The organism is Streptomyces albofaciens JCM 4342, assembly GCF_008634025.1.
GTDB lineage: Bacteria > Actinomycetota > Actinomycetes > Streptomycetales > Streptomycetaceae > Streptomyces > Streptomyces albofaciens.
This window is the reverse complement of the sequence record NZ_PDCM01000001.1, coordinates 1,073,569-1,089,400: the sequence shown is the minus strand read 5'-3', so window position 1 is coordinate 1,089,400 and position 15,832 is coordinate 1,073,569. Positions and strand designations below refer to the sequence as shown.

The 15,832-nt window shown below is 74.0% G+C and carries 10 protein-coding genes; 4 read left to right on the top strand and 6 right to left on the bottom strand.

Annotation, left to right across the window (positions count from 1 at the left end):
• Positions 1-130: 130 nt before the first annotated feature.
• Positions 131-925 (top strand): DUF4190 domain-containing protein, encoded by a 795-nt coding sequence (locus tag CP973_RS05110; protein ID WP_150237936.1) that lies wholly within the window; start codon positions 131-133, stop codon positions 923-925.
• Between the two features lie 149 nt (positions 926-1,074).
• Here CP973_RS05110 and CP973_RS05105 read toward each other — a convergent pair whose 3' ends face one another.
• Positions 1,075-1,767, bottom strand: a complete 693-nt coding sequence (locus CP973_RS05105) for an HNH endonuclease family protein (protein WP_244409741.1) — start codon at positions 1,765-1,767, stop codon at positions 1,075-1,077.
• Positions 1,768-2,038: 271 nt separating this feature from the next.
• Here CP973_RS05105 and CP973_RS05100 point away from each other — a divergent pair, with 271 nt between their 5' ends.
• Both CP973_RS05100 and CP973_RS05095 read left to right on the top strand, forming a co-directional pair.
• Positions 2,039-3,517, top strand: coding sequence for a DUF2079 domain-containing protein (locus tag CP973_RS05100; RefSeq protein ID WP_150237932.1), 1,479 nt, complete (start codon positions 2,039-2,041; stop codon positions 3,515-3,517).
• A gap of 124 nt (positions 3,518-3,641) precedes the next feature.
• Positions 3,642-4,223 carry a chloramphenicol phosphotransferase CPT family protein gene (locus CP973_RS05095; protein WP_150237930.1) on the top strand — a complete coding sequence of 194 codons (582 nt, stop codon included), beginning with the start codon at positions 3,642-3,644 and terminating at the stop codon, positions 4,221-4,223.
• Positions 4,224-4,244: 21 nt separating this feature from the next.
• On the opposite strand, the gene CP973_RS05090 is transcribed toward CP973_RS05095, so the two are convergent.
• Both CP973_RS05090 and mfd read right to left on the bottom strand, forming a co-directional pair.
• A complete protein-coding gene (locus CP973_RS05090; RefSeq protein ID WP_150237928.1) occupies positions 4,245-4,778 on the bottom strand; it encodes a hypothetical protein in 534 nt (177 codons plus the stop codon).
• A 297-nt stretch (positions 4,779-5,075) separates the two neighbouring features.
• Complete coding sequence (mfd, locus tag CP973_RS05085) at positions 5,076-8,612, bottom strand: transcription-repair coupling factor (RefSeq protein ID WP_150237926.1); 3,537 nt, start codon at positions 8,610-8,612, stop codon at positions 5,076-5,078.
• 369 nt (positions 8,613-8,981) lie between these two features.
• On the opposite strand from mfd, the gene CP973_RS05080 reads away from it, so the two are divergent.
• Positions 8,982-10,643 (top strand): MFS transporter, encoded by a 1,662-nt coding sequence (locus CP973_RS05080; protein WP_150243163.1) that lies wholly within the window; start codon positions 8,982-8,984, stop codon positions 10,641-10,643.
• A 90-nt stretch (positions 10,644-10,733) separates the two neighbouring features.
• On the opposite strand, the gene CP973_RS05075 is transcribed toward CP973_RS05080, so the two are convergent.
• From CP973_RS05075 to CP973_RS05065, 3 genes are all read right to left on the bottom strand, one after another.
• Positions 10,734-11,864, bottom strand: a complete 1,131-nt coding sequence (locus tag CP973_RS05075) for a coiled-coil domain-containing protein (RefSeq protein WP_244409284.1) — start codon at positions 11,862-11,864, stop codon at positions 10,734-10,736.
• Between the two features lie 108 nt (positions 11,865-11,972).
• Positions 11,973-12,932, bottom strand: coding sequence for an LCP family protein (locus CP973_RS05070; RefSeq protein WP_150237924.1), 960 nt, complete (start codon positions 12,930-12,932; stop codon positions 11,973-11,975).
• A gap of 174 nt (positions 12,933-13,106) precedes the next feature.
• Positions 13,107-15,827, bottom strand: a complete 2,721-nt coding sequence (locus CP973_RS05065) for an SUKH-4 family immunity protein (RefSeq protein WP_150237923.1) — start codon at positions 15,825-15,827, stop codon at positions 13,107-13,109.
• Positions 15,828-15,832: the final 5 nt, after the last annotated feature.

Sequence of the window (15,832 nt, the reverse complement as noted above, 5' to 3'; positions counted from 1 at the left end):
CACGGAGGCGCCGGCTCACTCCGGCGTGCGCGGTGCGCCGCCGCACACGGACGCACCGCCGCACACCGACGCAGACGCTCCACCGCTTCACCGATCCACCGATCCAGCGCCCGGAAGGGGCCGTATCTCCATGTCGCACCAGATGCACCACCCGCACGCGCCGCAGGCTCCGATGGGCATGCCGCCGCAGCAGGCCGCCCGCAACGGGCTGGGGATCGCCGCGCTCGTCCTCGGCCTCATCGGCCTGCTCAGCGGTCTGATCCCGCTGTTCTTCTGGCTGGCCGGCATCCTCGGCCTGCTGGCCCTGATCTTCGGACTGGTGGGGCTCGGCCGGGCCAGGCGGGGACAGGCCACCAACAAGGGCGTGGCCGTCACCGGCACGATCCTCGGCGTCCTGGCGCTGATCGCCTCGGCCGTCGGCCTGGTGATCACGGTCACCGCGGTCGACCAGGCGGTGAAGGAGGTCAACAAGGAGGTCGACAAGGCCCTGGAGGGCGCGGAGGCCAAGCCCAAGGAGGGCGGCGGCACGTCCGCGAAGGACTACAAGGGCGGCGCCACCGCCGTCTACAGCACCGGCCTGAACGTGACCGTCTCCAAGCCGAGCGCGTACCAGGCCGACGAGATCGCGGTGGGCCACGAGAAGGGCAACAAGTCGTACAAGGTCACCGTGCGCCTGGAGAACAAGGGCGGCAAGGAGGTGGCCGGCGACCTGGTGATGGTCGAGGCGCGGGCCGGCAAGGACGGCAAGACCGCCGAGCGGATCTACGACAGCAAGGTCGGCTCCGGCTTCAACGGCACCCTGACGGCCGGCAAGACCGCCACCGCCGACTTCGCCTTCGACGTGCCGGCCGGCGCGAAGACCCTGGACGTGGAGGTCCGGCCCGGCTTCGACCACAAGGGCACCCACTGGCAGCTCACGCTCTGAGGGCGGGGGCCATGCCCCCGGCCGGGCGCCCGCCGCCCGGCACCCCGGGTACGGGCCTCACCCGTACACCGACAGGCCGCCGGCCCGGAACCGCAGCACGCGGAACCGGGCCGGCGGCCTGTCGCGCATCTCCGCCCCCGAAAGGCGGCCTACTTCGCCGCGAACCGCTCCGGCGCCTCCGTAGGAGCGCCGCCCGACGGGAGCTTCAGCGTCGGGCACCCCTTCAGCACGCCCGTCATCGCGTCCTTCTCCGCCTGCGTCACCCACAGCCCGTACTTCTTCTTCACGGCCACCTGGTGCGCCACATAGTCACAGCGGTACGCCTTGTTCGGCGGCAGCCATGTGGCCGCGTCGCCGTCGCCCTTCTGCCGGTTGGCGGAGGCGTCGGCCGCGATCAGGTTCAGCGGGTCGTTGGCGAGCGCGACCCGCTTGCGTCCCGGCCACTGCTGCGCGCCCTTCTGCCACGCGTCCGACAGTGCCACGAGATGGTCTATGTCGACCTTGCTGCGCCCGCGCTCGTACGTCACCGCCCGGCCGGTGTACGGGTCGTCGGCCAGTTTCCCGGACGCCACCTTGCAGTGCCCGTCGGTGAAGCGCACCGCGGTCAGATCGCGCTTGAGGATGTCGTCGCGCGTGCCGCAGTGGTTGCCGTCGGTGTCGGCCCAGGCGGCGCCGAAGCGGTCGCGGGCGTAACCGGTCTTCGGGGCGCGGCCCTTGACGGTGAGGGACGCGACGGCGTTCAGCGCGGTGCCCCCGGCGGCCGGCTCCCCGCCGCCTCCCCCGGTACCGACCCCCTTGCCGCCGCCGGGCGTACAGCCGGTGAGGGCGAGGAGCGCGGCCAGCCCGGCAGCGGCGACGGCGCCATCGCGGGGCCGGGCCCGCGCGAGGGGCCGGGCCCCTGCCCGGGGAAGGTTCCGTACGCGGGACGGAGCCTGCGCACGGGACAGGGCCCGTACGCGGGACCGAATCCGTACGCGGGACAGGTTCCGTACACGAGGCAACGCGGCAGTCCGTATCCGGAGCAAGAGGGACATCCCATCTCAAACAAGGCGGCAATACCGGCCGGTTCGTCGGCCTCGGATATCTTTTCGGAAGTTGAGAGTAAGGACGCGCATGGACACGGCCACAGCAACCGCGGCGGGCGGCAGGGCCCCTGCCCAGCCCGTCGCCGGGGCCGGGCCCGCCCCTGCCGCCGGCCCCGCCCCCGGCCGGCTCCGCACCCGTACCGCCGCCCTGTTCGCCCCGCGGTCCGTCCCGTACTGGACCGCCGGGGCCCTCTTCATCGTCTTCTTCGCCGTCTCCGGCCTGCGCTTTCGCGCGATGGCGACGTCCTCGTGGGATCTCGGGATATTCGAGCAGGCGGTACGGGCCTACGCGCATCTGCGGGCGCCCGTCGCCGACCTCAAGGGGCCGGGCACCAACATCCTCGGCGACCACTTCAGCCCCGTCCTGGCCCTCCTCGCCCCCCTTTACCGCATCTTCCCCGGCCCGCTGACCCTGCTGTGCGCGCAGGCGTTCCTCTTCGCGCTGTCCGCCGTGCCGGTGACCCGGACCGCCGTCCGCTTCCTGGGGCGCGGCCGCGGCCTGGCCGTCGGCGTGGCGTACGGACTGTCCTGGGGCCTGCAGAAGGCCGTCGACTTCGACTTCCACGAGATCGCCTTCGCCGTACCGCTGATCGCCTTCGCGCTGGAAGCGGTGCTGCGCGGGCGCTGGACCGCGGCGGTGTGCTGGGCGGCTCCGCTCGTGCTGGTCAAGGAGGACCTGGGGGTGACGGCGGCCGTCATCGGCGCGCTGATCCTCGTACGCGCGCGGCAGGCCGTGCCGCTCGCCGTCGGGCTGGTCGTCTTCGGGCTGGCGGCCACCGCCGTCACCCTCGGCGTGATCATCCCCGGCTTCAACGGCTCCGGCTCGTACGACTACTGGAACAAGATCGGCGGCGGCGGTGACGGGCCCACCCCGCGCATCCCGTTCGACACCGCCCTGCGCACCCTGCTGTGGATCCTGCTGCCCACCTCCGGGCTGCTCGCGCTGCGCTCCCCCCTGCTGCTGGCCGCGCTGCCCACCCTCGGCTGGCGCTTCATCTCCCACGAGCCGCACTACTGGGGCATCGACTGGCACTACAACGCCGTCCTGATGCCGGTGGTCTTCCTGGCCCTGGCCGACGCCCTGCCGCGCACGCTGGTCTCCGAGCGCCCCTGGGTGCGTTCGTACGCCCACCACCTGCCCGCCGCCGTACTGGCCGCCGCGCTGGCCCTGAGCACCACCCTCCCGCTGGCCCGCCTGACCGAGGCCGGCACCTACCGCAAGCCGCCCACGGCGACGGCCGCGGAACACCTGCTGGAACGTATCCCCGACGGCGCCACGGTCGAGGCCGACATACGGCCCATCTCCCGGCTGACCGACCGCGCCCGGGTCTTCTGGATAGGGGACACCCGGGGCATCGCCCCCGACTACATCGCCGTGGAACTGCACGACGACCGCAAGGCCGAACAGGCCCTGGAGGACGCCCGCAAGCGCCACCCGCGGGCCGTCTACGGCATCGTCGGCACCGCCGGTGACGTGACGGTTCTCCAGCGGATGGGCCGGCTGTGACCACGTGATCCGCCCCCGGTCCGGGCGGCGTGTTCCCAACCGGTCCCGACCTCATGATCCGCCCGCGGCCCCGGCCGCGTAATTACGGAGGACAGGGCCGGGCCCGGCTGCGTACGTTGTCCGGATGACCACCGGCCACCCACGCACCCCCGCCCGCACCCGCACCGACGTCGTCGTCCTGAACGGCGGTTCCAGCTCCGGCACTTCGACCCTCGTCCGGCAGCTCCAGGAGATCCTGCCCCGGCCCTGGCTGACGTTCGGCGTCGACGCCTTCATCGAGTCCCTGCCGCCGTCGCTGGTCACACCGGAGGCGTCCGCCACCGCGCCGGGCCTCGGCCTCGCGCCCGACGGCAGCATCACCGTCGGACCGGTCTTCCGCGCCCTGCAGAGCGACTGGCAGGAGGGCATCGCGGCCACCGCCCGCGCGGGCACCGGCGTCCTCCTGGACGAGGTGTTCCTCGACGGCGGCGCCGGCCAGGAACGCTGGCGCCGCACGCTGAAGGGCCTGTCGGTGCTGTGGGTCGGTGTGCGCTGCGCCCCGGAGACGGCCGCCGCGCGCGAGGCCGCGCGGGGCGACCGGATCACCGGCATGGCGGCGTCCCAGGCCGAACTGGTCCACCGGGGCGTCGCCTACGACGTCGAGGTGGACACCACCGACACCGGCCCGGCCGCCTGCGCCCGGCTGATCGCCGCCCACGTGGTGTGAGGGCGGGCCGGGCCGCGCGGCTCACTGCCAGTGCGGGCGGCCGCTCTCCATCGCGCAGGTGAGGGTGGCGCCGTGCGCGTCCTTCGTGGTCAGGCCGAGGTGGGCCTTCTTGCAGAACTGGCCGCGGCGGTAGTGGTTGCCGGACGGCGCGAGGATCACCCCGCCCGACGCGCTGGAGCCGGAGTCACCCGAACCGGAACCGGAGCCCCCGGAGGACGATCCGCCGGAGCCGGACCCGCCGGAGGACGACCCACCCGAACCGGAGCCACCGGACCCGGAGTCCGAACCCCCGCCGGACCGGTGCGTCTTACGCGTCGGCGCGGGCGGCTCGGCGGCCTCGGGCGTGGGCGCGGCGGACGACGGCGTGGCGCTCGGGCTCGGGCTCGCGCTCTCGGACGGCGAAGGCGTGGCGGAGGCCGAGGCGGAAGCCGTCGCGGACGGGCTCGCCGCGCCGCCCTTGTCCGCACCGCCGTCCGGCGTACAGCCGGAGAGGGCGACCAGGGCCGCGGTGATCAGGGAGGCGGCGGACAGGGCGGCGCGGCGGGGTCTTATCACGGTGGGAACGTCCAGTTCGGTGAGGAATCAGCAGGAGGAAGCGCCCCGCGCGATGCCGGTGAGGCGCACGGGGCATCCCGAAGATAGAGCGATATCTCCCACTGGTCACCACCAAGGTGCCTGAATCGGGCGGAAGGCAGGTCAAACCGCCGCCCGGTGCCCCGTGCCCGGCATCCCGTGCCCCATGCCCGGTGCCCCGTGCCCCATGCCCGGTGCCCCGTGCCCGGTGTCCCGCGTCCGGTGCGCGTCCACCCCGGCGCCGGCGGGGCGGCCGCCGATCCGCCGCCCCGCCCCCGCTCAGCCCAGGACCGACGTGAGGAACTCCCCCACCCAGGACAGCAGTTCCCGCCCGACCAGCGGCTTGCCGCCGATCTTGCCCGTGGTCGGGCGCGGCACCAGGGCCTGGCGGGTGGCCGGCTTGAGGACCGTGCGCGGGTACAGGCGCTTGAGGCGCAGTTCCTGGGACTCGCGCAGTTCGACCGGGGAGAAGCGGACGTTGGAGCCCTGGAGGGTGATGTCCGTGACGCCGCAGGAGCGGGCGAGCATCCGCAGTCCCGCGACCAGCAGAAGGTTCTCGACCGGCTCGGGCAGCTTGCCGTAACGGTCGGTCAGCTCCTCGCGGACCGCCGCGATGTCCTCCTCCGAGGACGCGGCGGCGATCGCGCGGTACGCCTGGAGGCGCAGCCGCTCGCCGGGCGCGTAGTCGTGCGGGACGTGCGCGTCCACCGGCAGCTCGATCTTGACCTCCAGCGGCGGCTCCTCCTCCACGCCGCCCTCCAGGGACGCCCGGTAGTCGGCGACGGCCTCGCCCACCATCCGTACGTACAGGTCGAAGCCGACGCCCGCGATGTGCCCGGACTGTTCGCCGCCGAGGAGGTTTCCGGCGCCGCGGATCTCCAGGTCCTTCATCGCCACGTACATGCCCGCGCCCATCTCCGTGTGCTGCGCGATGGTCGCCAGGCGCTCGTGGGCGGTCTCGGTGAGCGGCTTCTCCGGCGGGTAGAGGAAGTAGGCGTAACCGCGCTCGCGGCCGCGGCCGACCCGGCCGCGCAGCTGGTGCAGCTGGGACAGTCCGAAGTTGTCGCCACGCTCGACGATGAGGGTGTTGGCGTTGGAGATGTCGATGCCGGACTCCACGATCGTCGTGGAGACCAGCACGTCGAACTTCTTCTCCCAGAAGTCGACCACGACCTGCTCCAGCTCCGCCTCGCCCATCTGCCCGTGGGCGGTGCGGATACGGGCCTCCGGCACGATCTCGCGCAGCCGGGCCGCCGCCCGGTCGATGGACTCGACCCGGTTGTGGATGTAGAAGACCTGGCCCTCGCGCAGCAGTTCACGGCGGATGGCGGCGCCGATCTGCTTGTCCTCGTACGGTCCCACGAACGTCAGGACCGGGTGCCGCTCCTCCGGCGGGGTGGTGATCGTGGACATCTCGCGGATGCCCGTGACCGCCATTTCGAGCGTACGGGGAATGGGCGTGGCCGACATCGTCAGCACGTCCACGTTGGCGCGCAGCTTCTTGAGCTGCTCCTTGTGCTCGACGCCGAAGCGCTGCTCCTCGTCGACGATGACCAGGCCCAGGTCCTTGAACTTGGTCTCGGAGGAGAAGAGGCGGTGGGTGCCGATGACCAGGTCGACCGAGCCGTCCCTGAGTCCTTCGAGGACCGCCTTGGCCTCGGTGTCCGTCTGGAAGCGGCTGAGCGCCTTCACGGCGACCGGGAACTGGCCGTACCGCTCGGTGAACGTGCCGAAGTGCTGCTGCACCAGCAGTGTCGTCGGCACCAGCACCGCGACCTGCTTGCCGTCCTGGATCGCCTTGAACGCCGCCCGCACGGCGATCTCGGTCTTGCCGTAGCCGACGTCGCCGCAGATCAGCCGGTCCATCGGGACGGACTTCTGCATGTCCTCCTTGACCTCGGCGATCGTCGTGAGCTGGTCGGGCGTCTCCGCGTACGGGAAGGCGTCCTCCAGCTCGCGCTGCCAGGGGGTGTCCGGGCCGAAGGCGTGGCCCGGTGCCGCCATCCGCGCCGAATACAGCTTGATCAGGTCGGCGGCGATCTCCTTGACGGCCTTCTTGGCGCGCGCCTTGGTCTTCGTCCAGTCGGCGCCGCCGAGGCGGTGCAGCGTCGGCGCCTCGCCACCGACGTACTTGGTGACCTGCTCCAGCTGGTCGGTGGGGATGTAGAGCCGGTCGCCGGGCTGGCCGCGCTTCGCGGGCGCGTACTCCACCAGCAGGTATTCGCGGGTCGCGCCCTGGACCGTGCGCTGCACCATCTCGATGTAGCGGCCGACGCCGTGCTGCTCGTGGACGATGAAGTCGCCCGCCTGGAGGGTGAGCGGGTCGATGGTCTTGCGGCGGCGGGCCGGCATCCGGCCCAGTTCCTTGCTGGCCGCCTTCTGGCCCGTGAGGTCCGTCTCGGTCAGCACCGCCAGCTTCAGGCCGGGGTCGACGAAGCCGGTGTCGACCGAGCCGCAGGAGACGTGGACGACGGACGGCGCCAGCTCGCCCAGCTCCGGGTCCAGGCGGGCCGCGATGCCCTCCTCGCCCAGCACCTCGACCGTACGGGCCGCCGGTCCGTGCCCCTCTGTGACGAACACCGAACGCCAGCCGTCCGCGACCCAGCGCTTGGTGTCGGCCAGCGCGCGCTGCGTGTCGCCGCGGTACGTCTCCGGGGCGTGCATCCCCAGCTTGAGGGTGTCCCCGTCCAGCTCCTCACCGGCGGCGAACGGGCTCACCGTCCACCACATCATGCCCAGCTCGCGCGCCCGGTCCCGGACATCCGCGATGCCCCAGAGAGAAGCCGCGCCGACGTCGATGGGCGCCTCCCCGCCACCGGCGCTCGCCGCCCACGACGCTTGCAGGAACTCCTGCGAGGTGGCCACCAGGTCGGCGGCGCGCGTGCGCACCCGCTCGGGATCGCACACCACCGTCATGCTGCCCTCGGGCAGGACGTCCAGCAGCAGTTCCATCTCGTCGACCAGCACCGGGGCCAGCGACTCCATGCCCTCGACGGCGATCCCCTCGGAGATCTTGCCCAGCAGCTCGCCCAGCTCCGGGTGCCGCTCCGCGAGGTCGGCGGCGCGCGCCCGCACCTGGGCGGTCAGCAGCAGCTCCCGGCACGGCGGTGCCCACAGGCCGTGCTCGGCGACCTCAAGGGAGCGCTGGTCGGCGACCTTGAAGTAGCGGATCTCCTCGACGTCGTCGCCCCAGAACTCGATCCGCAGGGGGTGTTCCTCGGTCGGCGGGAAGACGTCCAGGATGCCGCCGCGCACCGCGAACTCGCCGCGCTTCTCGACCAGTTCGACGCGGGCGTAGGCGGCTGCCGCCAGCCCGTCCACCACCTCTTCCAGGTCCGCCGTCTGCCCGGACCGCAGGCTCACCGGCTCCAGGTCGCCCAGGCCCTTGACCTGCGGCTGGAGTACGGAACGGATGGGCGCCACGACGACCGAGACCGGGCCCGCCGTCGGATCGTCCTGGCTCGGGTGGGCCAGTCGGCGCAGTACGGCCAGGCGGCGGCCGACCGTGTCCGAGCGCGGCGAGAGCCGTTCGTGCGGCAGCGTCTCCCAGGAGGGGTACTCCACGACCGCGTTCTCCTCGCCGGACGGCATCAGCGAGCGCAGCGCGGCGGCCAGGTCCTCGGCCTCGCGGCCGGTGGCGGTCACCGCCAGGACCGTACGGCCGCTGCGGCGGGCGAGCGCGGCGATGGAGAAGGGACGGGCGGCCGGCGGGCCCACCAGGTCCACATGGGGACGGTTGCCGTCGCCCGCGGCCCGCACGGCTTCGGCGAGCGCCGGGTCCTGGACGACGGCGTCGAGCAGACCAGTCAGGCTCATGAGATCTAGGGCTTCCCGTCCTGGTGAGGCGAACAACGCGAGCAGCCCGGCACGTGTGACGGGCCGGGTTTCAACAAGAGTACGACTCCCCACCGACACCCGCGTTCCACTTGCCCCGGCCGCCGGGGGGCGGCCCGCCGCGAAGCCCCGTTCCGGATACCGCGCCCACGTGGAAGGGTGTTACGTACACGGAACAGCCGAGGGGGGCATGGGCACGTGAGCCGCAGCAGAACGGGACAGGACGGCGCGGGACGCGCGGGGCGCGCAGCGCACACGGGGCATGCAGGGCACACGAGGCGCGTGGGACAAACGGGGCACGCGGGGGAGGACGCGGGCGAGGCGGCGGGGAGGGCGGCGGACGGCGCGCCGATATCCGGGGCGGGTGAGCCGCCGTCCGAGGCAGAAGGGCCAGGGGCCGGGGCGGGTGCGCCAGGCGCCCCGGCCCCGGCGTCCGCACCCGACGCCCGCACCCCCGGCGCCCCCGCACCCCCCAACCGCGGCCGGATCGTCGCCGCGCTCATGCTCTGTATGGCGCTGGCCGCCCTCGACTCGACGATCATCGCCACCGCCGTTCCGCAGATCGTCGGTGACCTCGGCGGCTTCGCCGTCTTCTCCTGGCTCTTCTCCGGCTACCTGCTCGCCGTCACCGTCAGCCTGCCCGTCTACGGCAAGCTCTCCGACACCTTCGGCCGCAAGCCCATCCTGGTCACCGGCGTGATCGTCTTCCTCGTCGGGTCGCTGCTGTGCGCGGGCGCCTGGGACATGGGCTCCCTCATCGCCTTCCGGGTCCTCCAGGGCCTCGGCGGCGGCGCCCTCCAGGGGACCGTCCACACCATCGCCGCCGACCTGTACCCGATGAAGGAGCGGCCCAGGATCCAGGCCAGGCTGTCCACCGTGTGGGCGACCTCGGCGGTCGCCGGGCCGGGCCTGGGCGGGCTGCTCGCCGCGTACGCCGACTGGCGGTGGATCTTCCTGGTCAACCTGCCGGTGGGCGTCCTGGCCCTGTGGCTCGTCGTACGGCACTTCCGCGAATCGCTGCCCGCGCGCGAACGCGACCGGCGGCCCCGCGTCGACTGGCCCGGCGCGCTCGCCGTCTTCGCCTGCGGCGGCCTGCTGCTGACCGCGCTCGTCCAGGGCGGCGTCGCCTGGCCCTGGTTCTCCGGGCCCTCGCTGCTGCTGTTCGCCGGCAGCGCCCTGTGCGCCGCCGCCACCGTCGCCATCGAACGCCGCGCCGCCGAGCCGATCATCCCCGGCTGGGTCTGGCGCCGCCGTACGATCTCGGCCGTCAACCTCGCGCTCGGCGCCGTCGGCCTGCTCATGGTCGCGCCGACCGTCTTCCTGCCCACCTACGCCCAGGCCGTACTGGGCCTGGGCCCCATCGCGGCCGGGTTCGTGCTCTCCGCGATGACCCTGAGCTGGCCGGTCTCCTCCGCCCTGAGCAGCCATGTCTACAACCGCATCGGCATCCGCGCCTGCGCCATGACCGGCGTCGGCGCCGCCACGCTGATCCTGCTCGCCTTCCCGCTGCTGCCCTACCCGGGCGCCGCCTGGCAGCCCGCGCTGATCATGCTGGCGCTGGGCGCCGCCCTCGGGATCTTCCAGCTGCCGCTGATCATCGGCGTGCAGTCGTCGGTCGGCTTCGAGGAGCGCGGCACCGCCACCGCCTCCATCCTCTTCTGCCGCCAGGTCGGCCAGTGCGTCGGCGCCGCCCTCTTCGGCGCGGTCGCCAACGCCACGCTCAACGCCCGGCTGGCCGACGCGCCCGCGGACATCCGGCCCGGCCTGCCCGGCGACCTCGACTCCGTCTCGCACGCCCTGGCCCGCGCGGGCGCCCTCACCGACCGCGCCGCGGACTACCTGCGGCGCGCGGTGGACGTCACCGTCGAGCACGTCTACATCGGCGCCGCGGTCGCCGCCGCCCTCGCCTTCCTGATCCTGCTGGTGCTCGCGCCGCGCCGCTTCCCGGTGCACGGGGAAGCGGCGTCCGGTACGGCCGTACAGAACACCCGCGGGAAGGGCCGCGAGGGCTGACGGCCGGGAACGCCGGTCAGGGCGGCCGCCGGAGAAGGACCGGGCGCCCCTCGGCGCCCGCGCCCCTCCCCGCCCGCCCCAGGCCGCGTATCACTGCTGCTCGGGCGGGCGCGGCAGCCGGTTCTCCAGCGTGTCCTCGTTGTCGGGGTCCACCGGCGCCCGCGAGTCGGACGGCGCAGCGGCCTCCTCCGGCACGGCCGCGCCGCCGGACGTTCCGGCTCCGGCGTCCGGCGCGTCCTCCGCCGCACCGCCGGACTTCTCCAGCAGCACCGTGCCGCCTTCCGCGTGCGAGGTGGCCCCCGCGCCCTCCACCGCGCCCGCCTCGTCCGCCGGCTCGTCCTCGTCCGGGGCCTTGCCCGTCAGCGCGGCGAGGGTGTTGCGCACATGCGTCATGTGCTCGCGCACCTTCTCGCGCCGGTCCGCGTGCTCGCGCAGTATCCGCTCCGTGGCCCGCTCGATCCGCTCGACCTCGATACGGGCCTGCGCCAGCAGGTCGGCCGCGCGCGCCTCGGCGTCCTCGTCCCGGTGGCGCGCCGCCTCCTCGGCCTCCGCGCGGAACCGCTCCGCCTCGGCGACCTTGGCCCGGCCCAGCTCCTCCAGCTCCGCCACCCGCTGTTCGAGGTCGGCCTCCTGCGCGGCGAGGTCCCGGCCGAGCGCGTCCCACTGCTCGGTCTGCTCCTCCTCCTGGTCCCGCAGCATCTGCGCCGTGCGCCGCTCCATCTGGCGCAGCGCCTCCGCCGCCTCGGACCGCCACTGCTCGGCGTCCCGGCCCGCCGCCGCCTCGATGGCGTCCGCCTCGGCCCACGCCGCCGCCACCCGGCGCCGCGCCCAGTCCTCGGCCTCGTCACGCAGCTCCTGGGCCGCCCGGTCGGTGGCCTCCGTGATCTGCCGCTCGTACGCCTCGGCCTCCTCGCGCGCCCGCTCGGCCGCCTCCTCGGCGTCCTTGCGCAGCCGCGCCGCCTCGGACTCCGCGGTCGTCAGTATCAGCCGCGCCTGGTCGCCCAGCGACTCGTACGTCTGCGGCGGCAGCTGCCGTACGTACTCCCGCAGCTCCGCCAGCTCGGCCGTCATCTCGTTGGCGAGGACCGTCAGCCGCGCCGCCCGCTCCCAGCAGGAGTCGCGGTCGATGGAGAGGCCCTCCACCCGCCGGTCCACGTCCTCGGGACGGTAGCCACGCCCTCGTACGATCTCGAACCCGTGAGGCGAAACCGATGCACTCATCCCTCAAGCCCCTTCCCGGCGTGCGGCGCGATTGTGCGCACATCTTTCTGGATCGATCCGAAGCGACCGTTACGCGACACTCCGCCCCTCTCAATGCTCCAGGATGCGTTAATTGTTGCCAGAAGTCGGAATCGGGACATCTTCGCGAAGAGCCCAAAAGAGTCGCCGTGCTCCCTGCTCGTCCCACTCCACCACATCTCCGACACCTGCCAGGTCCACCCCGGGACGAGCCACCGGAACGGTGGTAGCCGCGCCCTCGCCGTCCGCGATGTCCTTCATCGACAGGCCCAGGCGCGCCAGGTCCGGCACACCAGCCCGCCGGTCCACCGTCAACGCCGACAGCACCGCGTCCAGCGCCGGCACCAGCGCGAAAGGATTCAGCAGCACCCCCGCCCCGAGCATCTCGTCGCCGAGCGCGCCGATCAGCTGCCGCTGCCGCCGCACCCGGCCCAGGTCGCCCTCCGGGTCCGCATAGCGCGCCCGTACGTACGCCAGTGCCCTTACCCCGTCCATCTCCTGGCACCCGGCCCGGAAGTCCGCCCCCGACTTCTCGTCCTTCAGCGGCTCGTCCAGGCACATCCGTACACCGCCGAGCGCGTCCACCACCCGCACGAAACCCAGGAAGTCGACCTCGGCGTACCGGTCGATCCGCAGCCCGGTCGCCTGCTCGACGGTACGGGTCAGCAGCTTCGGGCCGCCCTCCGCGAACGCCACGTTGATCTTGTTGCGGCCGTGCCCCGGCACCGCCACGTAACTGTCCCGCGGCAGGCTGACCAGGTACGGACCGCTGTCCCCGCGGTGCAGCACCATGATCGTGTCGGTGTTCAGGCCCTCCTCGTTGCCCACGTGCAACCGCTCGCGCTGCTCCGGCGTCAGGCTCCGCCGGCTGTCCGAACCGACCAGCAGCCAGTTCGTGCCCTTGCCGGACGACGGCCGGCCGGAGTAGTCGGCGAGCGCGTCCGTACGGCGCACCTGACCGCCCGCCCACACGTACAGCGCCACCCCGCCCGCCACCACCAGCACCACCAGGACCAACAACACCAGCGCGACCCGCCTGGGCCAGGACACCCGGCGCCGCCCGCGCGGTCGGCGCCCCCGCCGCCCCGCGCGGTACAGCGCCGTCGTCCCCTCTGGCGACGGCGGCGATGACCAGGACGGCTGACCCATATACAGAGGATCATGGTCACCCGGCCGTCCCGCAGGTCGAGCGCCGCCACCGGCGGCACACCGGGTGACCCGCCCCTACAGCAGCCCGTCCCACATCTGTTCGAGCAGCACCGACCACCAGGTCTCCGGCGACCCCAGCGCGGGCGCGTCCAGCGCCACCAGCTGCGCCTGGAAATCCACCGTCCAGCGCCCGGCCTGCTCCGGCGTCAGCCCGTACCGCAGCCGCCACATCCGGCCCAGCATCGCCAGACAGCGCACGAACTCCGGCAGCCCGCTGTTCACGAACTGCGGCACCACGGGCCGGCCGCTCGGACTCGCCTCCAACGGCACCGCCACGATGTGCGCCGTCCCGTACTGCACACACAGCTGACGCCCGAAGTCGTTGCCCATGACCAGGTACGAACCCGCGTCCGCCGCCGGCCGCACCCCGCGCTCCACCGCCAGCTCCGCCAGCGTCGGCACCGGACGGCCCGGCTGCGCCTGCGCCCAGAAGAACGGCCCGAAGTCCACCGGCAGCCCGGCCCACACCAGCGTCTGCGCCACCACGTCCGGCACGCCCTGACGGGACACCGCCCGCTGGTCGAACCGGAAGACACCCTGCGGCCCGAACGACTGCTCCAGCTCCTGCCCGAGGACCTGCGGCGGCACCGGCGGGACCGGCTGCACCTGCGACGGGTGCGGCAACGGCACCCGCACCGGCGCCGGACGCGCCGGACCGTCCGCCACCTGGTGCAACTCCCCCTGGTGCGCCAGGAGATGACGCATGCCCTGCTGCCGCGACGCGTGCTCCGTCCCGTACGGCGCGGTGTGGCTGATCCGCACCTGCGGCCACGTCTCCCGCACCATCCGCGCGCAGTACCCGCCCGGCAGATCGCACGACTCCAGCTCCGTGTGCAGCTCCACCACCTGCTGCGGCGGCACGTTCATACCGCGCAGCTCGTGCAGCAGCTGCCACTCCGGATGCGGCGCGCCCGGCGCGGAACGCCGCACGATCTTCTGCTCCGAACCGTCCGGCGCCCGGTAGCTCAGTACGGCCATGTAACCGGGACCCACCGTCGGCTGCCCGGACGGCGCCTGCGGATAGCCGTACGAGCCCGCGCCCGCGCCCGGCGGCACACCGGGCGCCTGCTGTACGGGCGGCCCCGGAACGGCGGGCGGCGGCATGCCGGGACCCGGCGCGGCCGGACCGCCCGCGCCGTCCGCGAGCATCGTCGCCGCCGCGTGCACACCGCCGCCGGGCGGGGCGGACGGCGGCGGGGGCGGACCACCCGCGTCGGCGGAACCGGACGGCCGGCCGGACGACTGGCCGGCCGGCTTGCCGGACGCGCCGGACGCCTTGGGGGCGCTCGGCGGGGCGGGGGGCGCGGCGGGCGGCGGTACGCCGGGGCCGCCCGCCTCGGGACGGAGGGCGGCGTCACCGGCGAGCATCGTCGCGGCGGCGTGCACACCACCGGAAGGCGGCGCGGGCGGGCCCGGCCGCGGCTGCTGTTCCGGCTTCCGCTCCGGCTGCTGTTCCGGCCGCTGTTCCGGCTTGGGGGACGACGCGTCCGGACCGTCCACCGCGCTGAGGTCCACCTCGTCCGCGTCCAGCTGCGAGACGAGCTGCGTCGGGATGTACCCGCCCGCGGGCGCGGCGGCAGGCGGCTGCGCGCCGCCCTTGGCGCCGGCCCGGGAACCGGCCTCGGAGCCCGGCGCCCCCGCGTCCGTACGGTCGCGGTCCTCGTCGCGGGCACCCGGCACACCGGGAGGCGGCGGCGGACCGCCCGCGTTCCCGGGCAGCGCCGAGCCGTCGGTCAGCATCGTCGCCGCCGCGTGCACCCCGCCGACCGGCGGCCCGGACGGCGGAGGAGGCGGCACGCCGGGACCCTCGGAACCGCCCGGCGCACCGGACCCGCCACCGGGGCCCGCGTACGCGGGTGGCGGCGGCACATCGGCGACCGGCGGCCCGGACGGCGGCGGCAGATCGGCCAGCCCGGCCGTGTCGGCGGGCGGCATCGGCCCGGCGGACGGACCGGGCGGCGACGACGGCATCGGCGGCGGCACCGGCCCGCCGCCCGCCGGCTCCTCGACCGCGGGCGCCAGCATCGTCTTCGGCAACTGACTGCCGCCCGCGAGCAGTTCGGTCTTGGCTTCCGGCCGCGCGCTCGGCGGCGGCGTGTCCTCCTCGTCGAACCCGGCCAGCGGCGGCGCGAAGACGGTCTCCGGCAGCCCCACCGAACGGTCGTCACCACCTTCGTCCGCCCGGACGTCGGTACCGGACCAGGGGGTGGCCCCCTCCGGCACCCGGTCCTGCACGGGCTGCTCGTCCCGTACGGGCTGCTCGTCCCGTACGGGCCGGTCGTCCACGGGCTGCTCGTCCTGTACGGAAGCAGCCCCCGCGGCTCCGGCGGCCCCCGCGGCCGTCTCCCCCGACCGCCGGTCCCCCAGCCCGATCTGGTCCGCCGCCTCCTGCAACCACTCGGGCGGTGTCAGCAGGAAGGACGTCGCCTCCAGGTCGATCCGCTGCGGCGGCGCCTCCGCCGGGGCGGCGTCCGCCACCGCGCCGTACTCCTCCTCGTACCGCCGGATCACCTCGCCCACCGGCAGCCCCGGCCACAGCGTCGTCTCCCCGCTGTCCCGCGCGATCACCAACCGGGACCGGCCACCGTCCGTCCTCGGCCCGCCCTCACGGTCCTCCGCCCAGGCCACGAACCCCAGCTCGAACTCCCGCACCCGTACCTCACGCTGGAACGGACCCGGCACATCACCGTTGACCCACCGCTCCGCGCGCTCCTGCGCCTGCGCGAACGTCACCACCGCGC

Excerpts from the sequence above, each read along its gene's own strand:
- CP973_RS05075 (WP_244409284.1), bottom strand. The coding sequence starts at position 11,864 with ATGAGTGCATCGGTTTCGCCTCACGGGTTCGAGATCGTACGAGGGCGT.
- CP973_RS05095 (WP_150237930.1), top strand. The coding sequence starts at position 3,642 with ATGACCACCGGCCACCCACGCACCCCCGCCCGCACCCGCACCGACGTC.
- CP973_RS05100 (WP_150237932.1), top strand. The coding sequence starts at position 2,039 with ATGGACACGGCCACAGCAACCGCGGCGGGCGGCAGGGCCCCTGCCCAG.
- mfd (WP_150237926.1), bottom strand. The coding sequence starts at position 8,612 with ATGAGCCTGACTGGTCTGCTCGACGCCGTCGTCCAGGACCCGGCGCTC.
- CP973_RS05110 (WP_150237936.1), top strand. The coding sequence starts at position 131 with ATGTCGCACCAGATGCACCACCCGCACGCGCCGCAGGCTCCGATGGGC.